The sequence below is a fragment of the Mesorhizobium sp. M0772 genome (genome assembly GCF_040320135.1).
GTDB lineage: Bacteria > Pseudomonadota > Alphaproteobacteria > Rhizobiales > Rhizobiaceae > Mesorhizobium.
In genome coordinates, this window is the sequence record NZ_JAMYPB010000031.1 from 1 (window position 1) to 15831 (window position 15831).

The following is a 15831-nucleotide window of genomic DNA, read 5'->3' on the forward strand; positions in this document are numbered from 1 at the left end:
CGGCCCGCCCGGCGGGGGGGGCGCGGGGCGCGGGGGGCGCCCCCGCCGGCGCGTCCGCCCGCCCCCACCCCCCGCCGGGCGCCGGGCCCCCCCGCCCCCCCCCTGCTCCTGACAACCAGGCGCCGATCAATAGGCGCTGATCCCGGTGCCCTTGTAGACCTTGTCGAACTCGGCCTTGACCTTCTCGTTCTGGTAGGACGCGACCAGCGTCTTTACCCAGCCCTCGTTCTCGTTGCCGGATTTCACGGCGATGAAGTTGCGGTAGGGGTTGTCAGCCACCGGCTCCTGGGCGATGCGGTTATCCGGGCCGAGGCCGCTCTTCAGCGCCCAGTCGGTGTTGACGACGGCCGCATCGAGATCCTCGACCGAGCGCCCGACAATGCCGGCATCGAGTTCCTTGATGACGACCTTCTTCGGGTTCTCGGCAATGTCGGCGGTAGTCGCCAGGATGCCGGTGCCGTCCTTCAGCTTGATCACGCCTTCGTTCTGCAGAACGCGCAGCGCGCGGCCCTCATTGGAGGGGTCGTTGGGCAGGCCGATGACGGCGCCTTCGGGCAGAGCGGCGACCTTGGTGTATTTCTTGGAGTAGAGGCCGATCGGCCAGACGCCGGTGTAGCCGACGCGCACGATGTGGTACCCTTGAGTCTTGATCTGGTTATCGAGATAGGGCTGGTGCTGGAAGGCGTTGGCGTCGATCTCGCCGCGCTCGAGCGCCTCGTTGGGCTGGGTGTAGTCGTTGAACACCACGGTCTCGACGGTCAGGCCTTTTTCGGCGGCCTGGGCGACGACGACGCGCCAGACATCCTCATCCTCGCCGCTGATGATGCCGACCTTGATAGACTTCTTGTCCTCGGCGAAGGACGGCGTCGGCTGAGCCAGACCGGCAAGCGTGACGGCCGAGGCAAAAAGTGCCGCAAGGGCAGCTCGCCGGCTGATGGCTGAAAAAAGAAGAGAGCTGGAAGCGTTTCCGCGTTCGGACATTGTCGATCCCTCGTAATCCTGAAGTCATTGCGGCGAGGTGGAATACCAAGCCTTGACGACATCATCGGCAATGCTGCTTGCCGGATCAAAGAACCGCATTTCTTCTCAAACACGAAGCCGGGAATATTCTCTCAAAGATTTCGCAATTGCGAGAACGGTCACGCCGGACCGGTCAGAATGTCTCGACAAAGGGCCGCAGCTCGACCTCGAAGCTCCAGGCGCTGCGATGCTGGCGATGGGTCGCGAGATAGGTCTGCGCGATCGCATCGGGCGACAGCTGGCTGTCCGGTCGCTCGGGCTTCGTCCCGACCGGCTCGATCTGGCCGTCGATAATGAAATGGGCGACATGGATGTTCTTCGGGAAGAGTTCGCGCGCCATCGACTGAGCCAGACCGCGCAGGCCGAATTTCGGCATGGCAAAGCCGGCGGAGTTGGGAAAGCCCTTGATGCTGGCGGAGGCGCCGGTGAAAAGAATCGAACCGGAGCCGCGCGCAAGCAGCCGCCGCGCCGCCTGCTGGCCGACCAGGAAGCCGCCATAGGCGCCGACAAGCAAGGCTTGTTTGACCGCATCGGGATCGACCTCGGCGATCGGGCCGCGCGTGCGGCCGCTGGCATTGAAGACCGCAAGGGCCAGCGGGCCTTGCTTGTCGGCGGCGTCAAACAGGCCGGCGACGGAGGCTGGATCGGCGACGTCGGTTTCGACGGCCAGCGCGCCGGTTTCCCCGACCAGCGCCGCGAGTTTGGCCGTGTTGCGGGCGGCCAGCACCACGCGGAAGCCTTCCTTGGTGAGAAGACGGGCCAGCGAGCCGCTCAGGCCTGCGCCCGCGCCGGCGATCACTGCGACTTCGGATGCCATGTCGTTTCTCCTTGGCGATGACGTGTTCGTCTCATAGCTGGCGTCTTGAGCGGCGAGACGCAAGAACGGCGTTGCTCGATTTTCGCTGTTCGGTGAAAAACTCTGCCGGCAGGTTCGGAGCAATCGACCGCGGCCAGGGTCTTGCCTGGCGAGACAATCCGTCCGACAGGTGATTGCGTTGGAATCGCAAACGGTGTCGCAAGGGAGTCGACCGTGGAACCAATCTGGGCCGTCGGCCTGATGACCGGCACCGTGCTTGACGGCAATATCGACGTGGCGCTGATCAAGACCGATGGCGAGCGGATCGCCGATTTCGGCACCTATACGCTGGCCCCCTACCCCGCAGCGATCCGTGCCTTGCTGGAGGAGACGCTGCGTCAGGCCCGGGTGTGGAATTTCGACGGGCCGGAGCCGGCGATCTTTGCCGAAGCCGAGGAGGCGCTGACGCGGGCGCAGTCGGCGGCGGTGAAGGACCTTGTCGAAAGCTACGGCCTAACCATGGGCGATATCGGCGTGGTCGGTTTTCACGGCCAAACCGTGCTGCATCGTGCCCCGCAACCCGGGCGGCGCGGCGATACGCGCCAGTTGGGCGATGGCGCGCTGATGCATTCCATTTTGGGCGCCAAGGTCGCCTATGATTTCCGCTCGGACGATGTGCGCGCTGGCGGCCAGGGCGCACCACTGGCGGCTGCCTACCACGCGGCGCTTTTGAGGGAAGCCGACGCCAGCGGAGACACCGCTGTGCTCAATCTCGGCGGTGTCGGCAACGTCACTTGGTGGGACGGCAAGGACAACATCGTCGCCTTCGACACTGGCCCGGCCAACGCGCCGCTCAACGATTTCATCAAGGCAAACGGCCTCGGCGAGATGGACCGCGACGGCGCACTGGGCGCGGCCGGCACCGTCGATGAAGTGCGGCTGGCCAAATTGCTGCAGCATCCGTATCTGACCAAGCCCTATCCGAAATCGCTCGACCGTTTCGACTTCGGCGCCGCCATGGCCGACGGCCTCAGCGCAGAGGATGGGGCGGCGACGCTGACGGCTTTCACCGTTTCGGCCGTCGGCAAGGCGCTCGATTTGTTGCCGCGCCGGCCGAAGCGGCTGGCGGTCAGCGGCGGTGGCCGCCGCAACCCGACGATGATGGCGATGCTGGCAAGCCGTGCCGGCGTCGAGGTGGTGCAGGCCGAGACACTGGGCTGGAAAGGCGATGCGGTGGAGGCCGAATGCTTTGCCTTCCTTGCCGTGCGCGTGCTGCGCGGCCTGCCGATCAGCTTTCCCAGCACCACCGGCGTGCCGCGGCCGATGCAAGGCGGGCGGCTGGCAGGTTAGAGCTTCTTCTGCAGGAAGATGCGGCTGCGGCCGATGGGAAAGTCAGGCAGCTCGCCGAAACGCCGGTAGCCTTGCCGCTCATAGACTTTGGCCGCTGTCGGATTGAACGTGTCGATCCAGGCGTTCTGGCAGCCCCGGGCGACTGCTTCGCGCTCGGCAGCGTCCAGCATGTCGCCGGCCATATGCTGGCCGCGCAGGCGTTCGTCGACCCACAGCCATTGCACATAGAGCCAGCCCCAGGCGGTGTATCCCGAAATGCCGGCGACGACAGCGCCGTGCTCGTCACGAACGAAGACCGCGATCGGCTTGCGGCCGGAGGGGCCGACATCGCCGTCATTGAACGCCGTCAGCCGCTCGGCCAGGAAGGCGAGGTCGTCTGACGAGGGGTCGGCAGTGGTTTCAAGCGTCGTCTTCATCCGGGCGGGGCTCGCATGGCAAGCCAAGCTCTAGCGAAGGACGGGATGAGGAAGCAACCTTTACGGCTTGATGGGCGGAGGCGACCGCCATGACCCCGCTGCTGCCGCAACCAGCATCAGCACGGCGGCGACGATCGCGCAGATGGCAAAGCCGAACGATGAATAAAGCGGCCCGAAGCTGGTGGTGCCGATGAAGACGGCGAGGTAGGTGACCGAGCTGTTCAGGCCCATGATGGTGCCACGGCGCGACGGATCGAGCGCGGTAAGGCGCATCACCAGCACGTTCAGGCCGAAATGATTGGCAAGGCCCCATATGGCGATCATAGCCAGGATCAGCACGAAATTGCTGCTTGCGAGCGCGATGGCGACATAGACGACGGCGACCAGCAGATAGGCGAAAGGCATGACGCGCCGCGCGCCGATGCGGTCGATGACGCCGTCGAGGAAGGCCGCGGCGCCGAAGCCGGCGCCATAGGCGAGCGCGGCCAGCGCATTGGCGCTGACGGGCTCGCCCAGATCCTGGTGCAGATGATCGCCGAGATAGCCGTAGACGCCGTAAAAAGCGGTCATGAAGGCGGTGCAGGCGATGAGCAGCGGCACGATCCCCGGAATGGCCAGCGCAACGAACGGCGACGGCGCCGGGCCGCCCTTCCTGACGTCGCTGAGCGAGGTCATCGACAAGGCAGCAAGCGCAATGGCGGAAAGCACCGCGACGGCGGCGAAGACGGCGCGCCAGTGCACGAGATCGGCAAGCACGGCCGACAGCGACACGCCGGCCACCATGGAGACCGTCCAGCCGGTCAGCACGACGCCGATCGTGCCGCTTTCGCGGCCGGGCGGCGCAATTGCCGCTGCACTGGCATAGATGGCCGGCATGGCGACGCCGGCGGCGATGCCGGCGACGGCCTGGGCCGCCACCAGCATGATCACCGTCGGCGCCCGCGCCCGGGCGAGAAGCCCGACCGCCAGCATCAGCAGAGCGCCCTGCAGCATGCGGCGGGCGCCGACGCCGTCGATATAGCGGGCGAGGAACAAAGCGCTAGCGGAAGTGCCGAGACCGAAGGCAGCCGACGCGGCCATCACCGCCGGCACGCTGGTGCCGAAGGATGCGGCGACTGCCGGAGCAATTGGACCCAGGACCAGCGAGTTCGAGCCGATGACGGCGATGCAGCCGGTCAGGAGATAGGCCAGCGCCGGGATCGGCTGATGGAGCGTTGCAGCTTGATGCGCGTTCGTCATCGGGTCATAATGGCCGAACTGAATTCCGCGACAACAAGGAATTTCGATATGGATGAAGAAACAGATGGGGTTCTGCAGAACAAGGTAGCTCCCCGAGAGCTCGACACAATCGACCGAAAAATATTAGGCGTGCTGGTCGAGGATGCGACGATCAGCTACGCCGAACTTGGCGAACGCGTCTGCCTGTCGCCGCCGGCGGCGCATGAGCGGGTCAAGCGCCTGCGGCGCAGCGGCGCCATCCGCGGCACGGCTGTGATCATCGACCCGAAGGCGGTGAAAAAGCCGCTGCTCACCTTCGTGCATATCGATACCAAGGGATGGGGCAAGACACCGGAGCTGATGGCCGTCTCCCAATATCCTGAGGTCGAGGAAATCCATTCGGTGGCCGGCGACACCTGCATGCTTCTCAAGGTCCGCACCGAGGACACCAGGGCGCTCGAAGGCCTGCTGGCGCGTCTCTACGAAACGCCCGGCGTCACCTCGACGCGAAGCTATGTCGTGCTGTCGACCTATCTCGAGCGCCCGGTGCAGCCCGAGATCACGGCGCAATGGCCGACGCCCCGGCATATGGCCACGCCGTTGTACTGATCTGCGCTATCTTCGTCTTGCCGGGGCCACAACAATCCTTCACAAACGGCACCCTATATTGATGCCAGGCATTGATTTGGGGTGACGAGAGGCGCGGCTTGGAATTCGAACTGAAAACCATCGAGGCGCTGGCCCCCGATCAGGCGTCGCTAAGCGCCGCCTCGAAGCTCACCAAGCGCTCGAACTGGCCGCGGCTGGAGAAGAACGAGCAGCAGGCGCTGATCTGGGGCGAATGCCAGGGCTCGGGATCCAACCCCTATCGCACCGTCGTCGACACCGGCGACCACGGCTACAAATGCACCTGCCCGTCGCGAAAATTTCCCTGCAAGCACACGCTGGCGCTGATGTGGATCGCCGCCACGGCGCCGGCCAGCTTCACATCAGCCGAAACAACGCCGGAATGGGTCAATGACTGGCTTGGCCGGCGCAGGAAGAGTGCGCCCCCGCCGGTCGACGCAAAGTCTGGCAGGGGCGCGTCTGGCAAGAGCATTGGCGAGGCCTCGCAGGCGGAGGAAAGCACCGTCGATGACGCCGCCGCGACGGAGCGCCGCGAGACGGCGCAGCGCAAGCGGGCGGAAGATACGCGCACCGCGGTGGCAGGCGCGCTGGACGAACTCGACCAGTGGATTGCCGACCAGCTGCGGCTCGGCCTTTCCGCCTTTGCCGATGCCAGCAGCGAGCGCTGCCGCCGCATTGCCGCGCGGCTTGTCGACATGAAGGCGACGGCGCTTGCCGGACGCATCGACGAAATCCCGGCCCGGCTAATGGCGCTGCGCAGCGAGGAACGGCCGGACGCGGCGATCCGCGAACTCGGCAAGCTGGTGCTGCTGGCCAAAGCCTGGCGCTCGGCGCCCGACGATCCCGAGCTGAAGCGACTGGTGTCGGCGTCCGAAACCCGCGACCAGGTTCTGTCCAGTCCCGACGCGAAGCAGGTCGACAGCCATTGGGAGGTCGTCGGCGAGAAGATCGAGACCCGCCGCGACGGTCTCGTCAGCCATTCGACCTGGCTGCTCGATCTGAAAAGCCCGACGCCGCAGTTTGGGCTGCTGCTCGATTTCTTTCCGGCTTCGGCCGGCCGCCGCTCGGCGGCGTTCACGCCCGGTGACCGGTTCCACGCCCGCCTGGTATTCTACCCGTCGCGCCAGCCACTGCGGGCCTTGGTGGCGGAGCGCAAGGGCGACGTCGTGTCGGGCGCCTGGCCGGATTTCGGCCTCGACGCTGTCAAGGACCCGCTCGCGGCGCATGCGGCGCACCAGGACGCAGCGCCCTGGTCGACCGATAGCCCGCTGATGCTGCCTGCCGGCGCGATCCTGCTCGATGAGCGCGGCACCGCCTGGTGGCAAGCGGCGCACGACCCGCAAGGGATCGCCCTGCCTGTTAGCGGGACCGTCGATCAGACCGTGCTTGGCCTCGACCTCGGGGCCACGGCGGCACTCTGGAACGGCGCGCGGCTCGATCTGCTGGCCGCGCAAAGCGGCTTCGGGAGGCTCGATCTGTCATGAACGAGCTCGAACTAACCGGCCTGGCGACGATGCGCGACTGCTGGATCACCGGCGGAACCGCGTTCGATCTGGCGCCAACCGCATGGAAGGAGATCGCGGGTGGCGCAAGCCCAGAGGAACGGGAGCGACGTCTGCTGGCGATCGCGGCGCAGGCGCTCGATGTCGGCCTGCGGCCGTCGGCGCCGAAGACGCTGAAGCGGCGCCCGCCGCTGCCGAGGCTTGGCCTGCCGCTGCTGCCGGAGCGGTTGCGGCCGCTGTTGCGGGCGGCCCTGAAGAACGCCGCCGATGCGCGGCGCAAGTCGAGCGGCGCGACGCTCGTCGCCAGCCGCGGCTACGTGCTGCATCCGATGGACTGGATGCCGTCGGCATCAGACCAGAACAGCCCTGACATCTATGCGCCGTGGATCGACTGGCAGGCCAGCGTCGAGGGGCTGAAGATTGCCCCGCAGGAGCAGCTGACGGCGCAGAACTGGGATGACTTTTACCCCGCCGCGCGCCGTATCGCGTTGGCCGAGATGCGCCGTCGCGATCCGGCCACGGCCCGCAGCCTGATGGAAGCCAAGGCGACGGGCGAGCCGGCTGAAGTCCGGCTGGCGCTCATCGAACTCATGCATTTCAACCTGACGCCCACGGACGCGCCATTCCTGAAAAGCCTGGCCACCGACCGCTCCGGCAAGGTGCAGGAGCTGGCGGGCCGGCTGCTGGCAAGGTTGGGCGAGCATGGCCGGCCGGGCAACGACGGAGCCGACGACCCCGTTGCCGAACTCGCCGCCTTCATCACAGAAGGCAAATCCGGCTTCATCCGCCGCCGCACCACATACACGCCGGCAAAACTCAAATCGGCTGCGCAAGAAAGTCGTCGCGTCGACCTGTTCGCAAGCTGTTACCTGGTCGATCTTGCGGCGCATTTCGGCAAAACAGAGTCCGATTTCATCGGGGCATGGCAATTCGGTGCCGATGACAGAGCGGATCTGTCTCTCGTTCGGATGGTCGCCGTGTCCGGCAGCGATGCCACGGTGGCGCTGTTGGCGGATACGCTTGTCGCCGAAGGTGGCAAGTCGGCATTGTTTGTCTTCCACCTCATGTTGCGTTTGGACAGCGGCAGGAAGCGGAACCTGATCAGGCGGATCCTGAAGGACGCTCAAAATCTTGAAGCGCTCAACCTGGTCGAAGGCGCCGAAGCGAGTTGGCTTGAATGGGACGATTTGACAAATGGCAAGGCGCTGTCGGCACTGCGCACCATGGTTGCGGGAAACGACGAGCCCGCGAAGCGAAGCGCGGACCACGCCCTGGAAACGATAGGCTTTCTTGCCACAGCGGAGACCGCTGAACGGTTGATCGGCGACATTGTTGCGGCCGGCATGCTGCCGGCGGCAGCCTCGCTCGTTTTCCTGCGCCTCAACGCGGCAATGACGGGAACCAAAACATGACAATCCGGAGAACAGCACCATGAACGCAGCCATCCGCCTCCCTGTCGAGCAGGCCTATGCCGCTGAACTGCAGGCGCTGGCGCGCAATGACGAACGCCAGAAGCCGGCCGGATGGAGCTTGTCGCCGAAGGCCGTGCTGACCTATCTGCTCGGCGGCAAGGCAAGCGACGGCACCGTGATATCGCCGAAATATGTTGGTCGCCGCCGGCTGATGGAAACCGCGGTGGCGACACTCGCTACCGACCGCGCGCTGCTGTTGCTCGGCGTTCCCGGCACCGCCAAGTCCTGGGTGTCGGAACATCTCGCCGCCGCCATCATGGGCAACTCGACGCTGATCGTGCAGTGCACGGCCGGCACCGACGAGAACCAGATCCGCTACGGCTGGAACTATGCGCAGCTTTTGGCCAAAGGGCCGAGCCAGGAGGCGCTGGTGCCGACGCCGCTCTACCGCGCCATGGAGAGCGGCAAGCTATGCCGGCTAGAGGAACTGACGCGCATGGGCTCGGACGTGCAGGACACGCTGATCACCGTGCTGTCGGAAAAGATGATGCCGATCCCGGAGCTCAACACCTCGCTCTATGCCCAGCGCGGCTTCAACATCATCGCCACCGCAAACAACCGCGACAAGGGCGTCAACGAGCTGTCCTCGGCGCTGAAACGCCGCTTCAATGTGGTGGTGCTGCCGCTGCCCGAGGACATGGCGGAAGAGGTGGCGATCGTCTCCAAGCGGGTCGACGAGATGGCCGGCGAGCTCGACCTGCCGGTGCCGAAAAATGTCGGCGAGGAGATCGCTCGCGTGTTGACCATTTTCCGCGAGCTGCGCTCGGGCGCAACCGCCGACGGCAAGGTGACGCTGAAGACGCCTTCGGGTTCGCTCTCGACCGCCGAGGCGATCGCCACCATGGTCGGCGGCCTCAGCCAGGCGGCGTGGTTCGACAGCGGCAAGCTCGGCGCCGAAGGCCTCGCCGCCAGCCTTGTCGGCGCCATCGTCAAGGACCCGATGCAGGACAAGGTGGTGCTGGAGGAATATCTCGAAACGGTGCTCAAGAAGCGGCCGGACTATGCCGGCTATTACGCGGCGCTGAACGCAGCGATCTGAGGTCATGAGCGACGTCGCCTATTTCGGCATCCGCCATCACGGGCCGGGCTCCGCCGACAGCCTGGTGCAGGCGCTGCGGGACTTGCAGCCGGTCGCGGTGCTGATCGAAGGGCCGAGCGACGCGTCCGCCCTGCTGCCATTGCTGGCGCGCCCGCAGATGCAGCCGCCGGTGGCGCTGCTCTGCTACCCCGAGGACGATCCGGCCGCGACAAGTTTCTGGCCGTTCGCCGAGTTCTCGCCGGAATACCAGGCGGCGGTGTGGGCGGTGGAGAACAAGGCGGCATTGCGGTTCATTGACCTGCCGTCATCGGCACGGTTCGCGGCACCGGCAACCGACGACACCGACAAAACGGCTGACGCCGACAAGCCCGAACCCAAGGACGAAACCGGTGAGGATGGCGAGCCCGCATCGCATCGCGACCCGATCGGCACGCTGGCTGCGGCCGCCGGCTATGAAGATGGCGAAAGCTGGTGGGCCGACATTATCGAGCAGAATCCGCAGCCGGGTCCAATCTTCGCTGCCATCACCGATGCGATGACGACGCTGCGCGACGGCGAAGGTGCGATCGCGCCGTTCGAGGCCAAGCGTGAAGCGCATATGCGATTGGAAATCGCTGCCGCGCGCAAGGAATTCGCCGGACCGATCGCCGTCGTCTGCGGCGCATGGCATGTGCCGGCCCTGCAGGCCGCGCACACGCAGAAGAACGACCAGGCGCTGATCAAGGGAATTGCCCGGCGCAAAAGCATCATGACATGGGCGCCATGGACCGGGCCGCGTCTTGCGCTGGGCTATGGTTATGGCGCTGGCGTCGTCGCGCCCGGCTGGTGCAAGCATCTGTGGCGCACACGAGGGCGGCGCGACGCCGCGACGCTGTGGCTGGCGACGATCGCGGCGGTGCTGCGGGCGAAGGGCCATCTGGTGTCGACCGCGTCGCTGATCGAGGCCGAGCGGCTTGCGCGCACACTGGCTGCCATTCGCGAGCGGCCGAAGCCCGGCTTCGAGGAATTGCGCGATGCCGCGATCGCGGCGCTGTTCAACGGCGAAGCGGTGCTGTGGGCGCTGGTCGAGGCCGAGCTGCTTTTGGGCGCGGATGTCGGCGAGATTCCGCCCGACACGCCGCTGGCGCCGCTGATCGAGGACCTGCAGCGCAACCAGAAGGCGACGCGGCTGAAGCCGGAGGCGCTGGAACGCGAGCTGTCGGTCGATCTGCGCAGCGAAAGCGGACTGTTTCGTTCGACATTGCTGCACCGGCTGAACGTGCTTGGCGTGCAATGGGGCAGGCTGGCCGACGCCGGCCGCAGCCGCGGCACCTTTCGCGAAAAATGGACGCTGGCCTGGGAGCCGGAATATGCCGTGCGCCTGGTCGAGAACCTGATCTACGGCCCGACTATCGAAAAGGCCGCCAATGGCCGCCTGATCCAGATGCTCGGTGCGGCCGCGAGCCTCGACACGCTTGCCGCCCTTGTCCAGAGCGCCATTACGGCGGATCTGTCGGAGGCCGCGAGCGCCGGCCTTGTAGCGTTGGAGGCGCGCGCAGCGCACAGCAGCGAATGCCTGGAGATGCTGGCCTCGGTGACGCCGCTTGCCGACATCATACGTTACGGCGAGGCGCGCAAGACCGAAACCAACCGGCTGTCCGGTTTGTTGGAACGGCTGATCGTCGAAGGCGCGATCGCGCTGCCCTATGCGGTGCGCGACCTGGACGAGCAGGCCGCCACGACGCTGGTCGGTGCTGTGCGCAAGGCCGACGCGGCGATCCGGCTGGTCGAGCCCGGCGAAGACGTGCTCGATGCATGGCGCAACGGCCTGACCGGCGTGCTGGAAGGTCCGCGCTCGACGGCGCTGCTCGCCGGCTGCGCCGCGCATCTGCTCTATGAAGCCGGCCAACTGTCGGCAGAGGACGCCGCCGGGCTGCTCGGACGCAGGCTGTCGCCGGGGACGCCGGTCGCCCAGGCAGCGGGGTTCTTCGAAGGTTTCTTCAGCACTGCCGGCCAGCGGCTGATCTACGACGAGGGCCTGCGCGGCGCCGTCGATGGGTGGCTTAAATCGCTCGACGAGGACGCTTTCATCGCGCATCTGCCATTGCTGCGCCGCGTCTTCTCCAATCTGGACTCGATGGAGCGGCGGCGGTTGATCGAGGCCGTGCTCGGCCGCACCGCAAGGTTGCCGGCCGGCCTGACGCCGGCGCGGGATGGCGGCGAGGGCTGGCGCCGTCACCTGGAGCGGCTTGGGCCATTGCTGGCGGGCGGAGTGTGACAATGGATGACGAAGCCGACGTGCCCGAACCCGGCCCAGCATCCTCCGATAGCGGGCGCGAGCGCCGCTGGCGGCTGGCGATCGGCGCCGATGACGAGGCTTCCTCCGCCCTTTCCAGTGATGACAAAAAACTGTCTTCGGCCCTCGATGCGCTTTACGGCGACGGCGCCAATGCCGATGCCGACCCGCGCAAGCGGCGCGGCGGGCTCGGCCGCTCGGCGCCACGCGTGGCGCAATGGATGGGCGATATCCGCTCCTTCTTTCCCGCCCAGGTGGTCCAGATCGTCCAGAAGGATGCCTTTGAGCGGCTGAACCTGAAGCAGATGCTGATGGAGCCGGAATTCCTCAAGGCGATCGAGGCCGACGTCAACCTCGTTGCCGACCTGATCTCGCTGCGTTCGGTGATGCCGGCCAAGACCAAGGACATCGCCCGCACCATCATCGCCGACATCGTTGCCAAGCTGATGCAGCGGCTGGAGCAGAAGACCGCCGAGGCGATCCGTGGCGCGCTCGACAAGTCGCGACGCACCAACCGGCCGCGCCAACGCGACATCGACTGGCCGCGCACCATCTCGGCCAATCTTCGCCACTACCAGCCTGGGCACAAAACCGTCGTGCCGGAAAAACTGGTCGGCTTCATGCGCAAGCAACGCCGGCTGGTCGATCTCGACGAAGTGGTGCTGTGCGTCGACCAGTCCGGCTCGATGGCGAGCTCGGTGATCTACGCCTCGATTTTCGCCGCGGTGATGGCGTCGCTGCCGGTCGTGCGCACCAAGCTGGTCTGTTTCGACACGGCCATCGTCGACCTGACCGAAGAGCTCAGCGACCCGGTCGAGGTGCTGTTTGGCGTGCAGCTCGGCGGCGGCACCGACATCAACCAGGCGGTCGCCTATTGCGCCGACCGCATCGAGCGGCCGACCAAATCCCACTTCGTGCTGATCACCGACCTCTATGAGGGCGGCAACGGCCAGGACTTGCTGCGGCGGCTTGCGGCGCTGGTCCGGTCCGGCGTCAATGTCGTCGTGCTGCTGGCGCTGACCGATCAGGGCCGGCCGGGCTATGATCCGGCGATGTCGGCTTCGGTCGCGGCACTTGGCATACCGGTCTTCGCCTGCACGCCGGACCTGTTTCCCGACATGATGGCGGCGGCGTTGCGGCGCGAGGATATCGGCGCCTGGGCAGCCGGCGCCGACATCAAGCTGATCCGCGCCGAGACGGAGCCGAGCAGTCAGGCCTGACTATTCGAACGAATAGTCAAACCCGTCAGTGGAAGCGCTGACGGTCACCTTGGTCATCTTCTCGCCGTCGAGCGACCGGTTCAGCACGCCGCGGCTGAGTTCCGGCAACAGCGTGTTGGTGAGGATGGCGTCGATCATGCGGCCACCGGACTCGATTTCGGTGCAGCGCGCCTTGACCAGCGCCATGACGCCGTCGCCGATCACCAGTTCGGCGTCGTGGCTGGCGCGCAGCCGCCGCGCGATCTTGCCGAACTGATGGCGCGTGATGGCCTCGATCATCGAATCCGAGAGCGGATAGTAAGGGATGGTCACGACGCGGCCGAGGAACGCTGCCGGAAAGACTTTCAGCAGTGGAGCGCGCAAGGCTGCATCAAGGCCGTCGAGCCCCGCCCTCACCGTGCCGTTTTGCGTCCGCTCCAGGATGACTTCGGAGCCGACATTCGATGTCAGCAGGATCAGCGTGTTCTTGAAGTCGATGCGTCTTCCCTCGCTGTCATCCATCATGCCCTTGTCGAAGACCTGGAAAAAGATTTCGTGGACGTCGGGATGCGCCTTCTCGACCTCGTCGAGCAGGATCACCGAATAGGGTTTTCTGCGCACGGCCTCGGTGAGAATGCCGCCTTTGCCGTAGCCGACATAGCCGGGAGGCGCGCCCTTGAGCGTCGAGACGGTGTGGGCTTCCTGGAACTCGGACATGTTGATCGAGATCAGGTTCTGTTCGCCGCCATAGAGCGTCTCGGCCAAGGCCAGGGCCGTCTCGGTCTTGCCGACGCCGGAGGGGCCGCAGAGCAGGAACACGCCGACGGGCTTTTCCGGCGCTCCGAGCCCGGCGCGGCTGGTCTGCACGCGCTTGGCGATCATCTCCATGGCGTGATCCTGGCCGACGACTCGTTCGGACAAAGTGCCGGCGAGCTTGAGCGCCTTTTCGGTCTGGCTGGACAGCATCCGTCCCGTCGGGATGCCGGTCCAGTCCTGGACCACGGCAGCGACCGCATTGCGGTCGACCGACGGCAGGATCAGCGGCGTCTCGCCTTGCGCGGTGGCAAGCTCGGCCATGAGTTCACGCAGCCGCGCCAGATCGGCGGCAGGATCTGACGGCGCAGCTTCGGCAGCCGGCGCTTCGGTCTCGGACGCTTTGGCCTTCCGCTTTTCAAGCTTGGACGTTTCGGCCTTGGGCGGTTCAGCCTTGGGCGTCTCGGCCTTCGGTACCTTGGTCTTTTCTTCGTCCGGCGCTGCTGGTTCGGCATCGGCCTCGGTTGTCGCCACCGCATCGAGCGGGACGCCGTCGCCGCGCAGCCGCGCGCGCAGTTCGAGGATCTCGGCAACCAGCGCCTTTTCGCGCTCCCAGCGCTCCTCGGCGGCGGCGAGCATGGTCCCGGCCTCAGTGAGCCCGGCCTCGACCCGCGCCTGCCGGTCAGTTACTTCGATGCCGATCGCGGCCTCGCGGCCGATGATGCCGCTTTCGACTTCCAGCGCCTGGCGGCGCCGCAAAATGTCCTCGACCTCGGCCGGCGTCGCATGCTGCGAGATCGCCACCCTGGCGCAAGCGGTGTCGAGCAGGCTGACCGCCTTGTCGGGCAATTGCCGCGCCGGGATGTAGCGATGCGACAGGCCGACCGCCGCCTCGATCGCCTCGTCCAGGATCTGCACCTCGTGATGCTGTTCGAGCACGTGGGCGACACCCCGCAGCATGAGCACGGCGACCGCTTCCGACGGCTCGTCGATCTTGACCACCTGGAAACGGCGGGTCAGCGCCGGGTCCTTTTCGATGTGCTGCTTGTACTCGGCCCAGGTCGTTGCCGCGATGGTGCGCAGTTCGCCACGCGCCAGCGCCGGCTTCAAGAGATTGGCGGCATCGCCGGTTCCCGCCGCACCGCCGGCGCCGATCAGCGTGTGCGCCTCGTCGATGAATAGGATGACCGGCGTTTCGGAGGATTGCACCTCGTCGATCACCGCCTTCAGGCGCTTCTCGAACTCGCCCTTGACGCTGGCGCCGGCCTGCATCAGGCCGACGTCGAGCATGCGCACGCTGATGCCCTGCAGGGGCGGCGGCACGTCGCCCTGGGCGATGCGCAGGGCAAACCCCTCGACCACCGCGGTCTTGCCGACACCGGCCTCGCCGGTCAGGATCGGGTTGTTCTGCCGGCGGCGCATCAGGATATCGATGATCTGCCGGATCTCCGGGTCGCGGCCGACGACCGGGTCGATCTTGCCGTCATGGGCGCGCTGGGTGAGGTCGGTGGCGTATTTGGCCAGCGCGGAGTCCCCGCCCGGAGCTCGCCGCGGCGCCTCCGCGGTGGGAGCCAGTGCTGCCGTGGCGCCGGCTTCGAGCGAACCGTCCACCACCTCGGCAAAGCGGGCGATGACCCCGTCGGCGTCGATCTTGTCGAATTCGCCGCTGATCTTCGCCACCAGGCCTCCCAGCACCGGCGTCTTCAGGCAGGCGAGCACGATATGGGCGCTGCGGACCTCCTCCATGCCGAATTCCAGCGTCGCCAGGTTCCAGGCCTCCTGGATGGCGTGGAAGATGTGGTCGGAAAATTCCTCGATCGAGGTGGCGCCGTAGGGCAGCTTGTCGACGGCGCGGGTCATGTCGCTGGTAAGCCGGCTGGCATCGACGCCGGCGTCGGCAATGATCATCTGCACATCCGAACGCTCGGACAGCACCAGTTGTTCTATGAAATGGACGAGTTCGACGTAAGGATTGCCGCGCAGCTTGGCGCTGTCGGCGGCGGCCTTGAAGGCGCGCAGGCAGACCGGATTGAGCTTGCCAACCAGTTCCTTGCGTTTGAACCCCTGCGACGACCGGCGCTGTTCCATCGAACGTGCTCCTGCAATCTGCCCGTCGACAGCCTGCCACATAAGCAGCCGCTTGACAAAGCGCTTGATGCAGCCG

At 66.2% G+C, this 15831-nt stretch carries 12 protein-coding genes; 7 read left to right on the forward strand and 5 right to left on the reverse strand.

Going from position 1 to position 15831, the window contains the following annotated elements; genetic code table 11:
- Nucleotides 1-126: 126 nt before the first annotated feature.
- Nucleotides 127-981 carry a MetQ/NlpA family lipoprotein gene (locus tag NKI06_RS19775; protein WP_352986789.1) on the reverse strand — a complete coding sequence of 285 codons (855 nt, stop codon included), beginning with the start codon at nt 979-981 and terminating at the stop codon, nt 127-129.
- Nucleotides 982-1153: 172 nt separating this feature from the next.
- Nucleotides 1154-1837: an SDR family NAD(P)-dependent oxidoreductase gene (locus NKI06_RS19780; protein WP_352652753.1), complete on the reverse strand. Its 684-nt coding sequence runs from the start codon at nt 1835-1837 to the stop codon at nt 1154-1156.
- 213 nt (nt 1838-2050) lie between these two features.
- Here NKI06_RS19780 and NKI06_RS19785 point away from each other — a divergent pair, with 213 nt between their 5' ends.
- Complete coding sequence (locus tag NKI06_RS19785) at nt 2051-3166, forward strand: anhydro-N-acetylmuramic acid kinase (protein ID WP_352986791.1); 1116 nt, start codon at nt 2051-2053, stop codon at nt 3164-3166.
- Here the strand turns inward: NKI06_RS19785 and NKI06_RS19790 are convergent.
- Both NKI06_RS19790 and NKI06_RS19795 read right to left on the reverse strand, forming a co-directional pair.
- On the reverse strand, nt 3163-3582 hold the full coding sequence (locus NKI06_RS19790) for a GNAT family N-acetyltransferase (protein ID WP_023668583.1): 420 nt from the start codon (nt 3580-3582) through the stop codon (nt 3163-3165). The two genes, NKI06_RS19785 and NKI06_RS19790, sit on opposite strands and share 4 nt — an antisense overlap.
- A gap of 60 nt (nt 3583-3642) precedes the next feature.
- Nucleotides 3643-4821 (reverse strand): MFS transporter, encoded by a 1179-nt coding sequence (locus tag NKI06_RS19795; RefSeq protein WP_352986794.1) that lies wholly within the window; start codon nt 4819-4821, stop codon nt 3643-3645.
- A 48-nt stretch (nt 4822-4869) separates the two neighbouring features.
- On the opposite strand from NKI06_RS19795, the gene NKI06_RS19800 reads away from it, so the two are divergent.
- From NKI06_RS19800 to NKI06_RS19825, 6 genes are all read left to right on the forward strand, one after another.
- Nucleotides 4870-5409, forward strand: a complete 540-nt coding sequence (locus NKI06_RS19800) for an Lrp/AsnC family transcriptional regulator (RefSeq protein ID WP_352986796.1) — start codon at nt 4870-4872, stop codon at nt 5407-5409.
- A 98-nt stretch (nt 5410-5507) separates the two neighbouring features.
- On the forward strand, nt 5508-6911 hold the full coding sequence (locus NKI06_RS19805) for an SWIM zinc finger family protein (RefSeq protein WP_352986797.1): 1404 nt from the start codon (nt 5508-5510) through the stop codon (nt 6909-6911).
- A complete protein-coding gene (locus NKI06_RS19810) occupies nt 6908-8341 on the forward strand; it encodes a DUF5691 domain-containing protein (RefSeq protein WP_352986799.1) in 1434 nt (477 codons plus the stop codon). Before NKI06_RS19805 ends, NKI06_RS19810 begins: the two co-directional genes overlap by 4 nt.
- 19 nt (nt 8342-8360) lie before the next feature.
- Complete coding sequence (locus NKI06_RS19815; RefSeq protein WP_352986801.1) at nt 8361-9440, forward strand: ATP-binding protein; 1080 nt, start codon at nt 8361-8363, stop codon at nt 9438-9440.
- 4 nt (nt 9441-9444) lie between these two features.
- Entirely contained in the window at nt 9445-11697 is a 2253-nt protein-coding gene (locus tag NKI06_RS19820) for a DUF5682 family protein (protein ID WP_352986802.1), read from the forward strand.
- A gap of 2 nt (nt 11698-11699) precedes the next feature.
- Nucleotides 11700-12935 (forward strand): VWA domain-containing protein, encoded by a 1236-nt coding sequence (locus NKI06_RS19825; RefSeq protein WP_352986804.1) that lies wholly within the window; start codon nt 11700-11702, stop codon nt 12933-12935.
- Here the strand turns inward: NKI06_RS19825 and tssH are convergent, their stop codons facing one another.
- Nucleotides 12936-15755: a type VI secretion system ATPase TssH gene (gene tssH, locus NKI06_RS19830; protein WP_352986806.1), complete on the reverse strand. Its 2820-nt coding sequence runs from the start codon at nt 15753-15755 to the stop codon at nt 12936-12938.
- Between the last annotated feature and the right edge of the window lie 76 nt (nt 15756-15831).

Excerpts from the sequence above, each read along its gene's own strand:
- NKI06_RS19775 (WP_352986789.1), bottom strand. The coding sequence starts at position 981 with ATGTCCGAACGCGGAAACGCTTCCAGCTCTCTTCTTTTTTCAGCCATC.
- NKI06_RS19780 (WP_352652753.1), bottom strand. The coding sequence starts at position 1,837 with ATGGCATCCGAAGTCGCAGTGATCGCCGGCGCGGGCGCAGGCCTGAGC.
- NKI06_RS19790 (WP_023668583.1), bottom strand. The coding sequence starts at position 3,582 with ATGAAGACGACGCTTGAAACCACTGCCGACCCCTCGTCAGACGACCTC.
- NKI06_RS19795 (WP_352986794.1), bottom strand. The coding sequence starts at position 4,821 with ATGACGAACGCGCATCAAGCTGCAACGCTCCATCAGCCGATCCCGGCG.
- NKI06_RS19800 (WP_352986796.1), top strand. The coding sequence starts at position 4,870 with ATGGATGAAGAAACAGATGGGGTTCTGCAGAACAAGGTAGCTCCCCGA.
- NKI06_RS19810 (WP_352986799.1), top strand. The coding sequence starts at position 6,908 with ATGAACGAGCTCGAACTAACCGGCCTGGCGACGATGCGCGACTGCTGG.
- NKI06_RS19815 (WP_352986801.1), top strand. The coding sequence starts at position 8,361 with ATGAACGCAGCCATCCGCCTCCCTGTCGAGCAGGCCTATGCCGCTGAA.
- NKI06_RS19820 (WP_352986802.1), top strand. The coding sequence starts at position 9,445 with ATGAGCGACGTCGCCTATTTCGGCATCCGCCATCACGGGCCGGGCTCC.
- NKI06_RS19825 (WP_352986804.1), top strand. The coding sequence starts at position 11,700 with ATGGATGACGAAGCCGACGTGCCCGAACCCGGCCCAGCATCCTCCGAT.
- tssH (WP_352986806.1), bottom strand. The coding sequence starts at position 15,755 with ATGGAACAGCGCCGGTCGTCGCAGGGGTTCAAACGCAAGGAACTGGTT.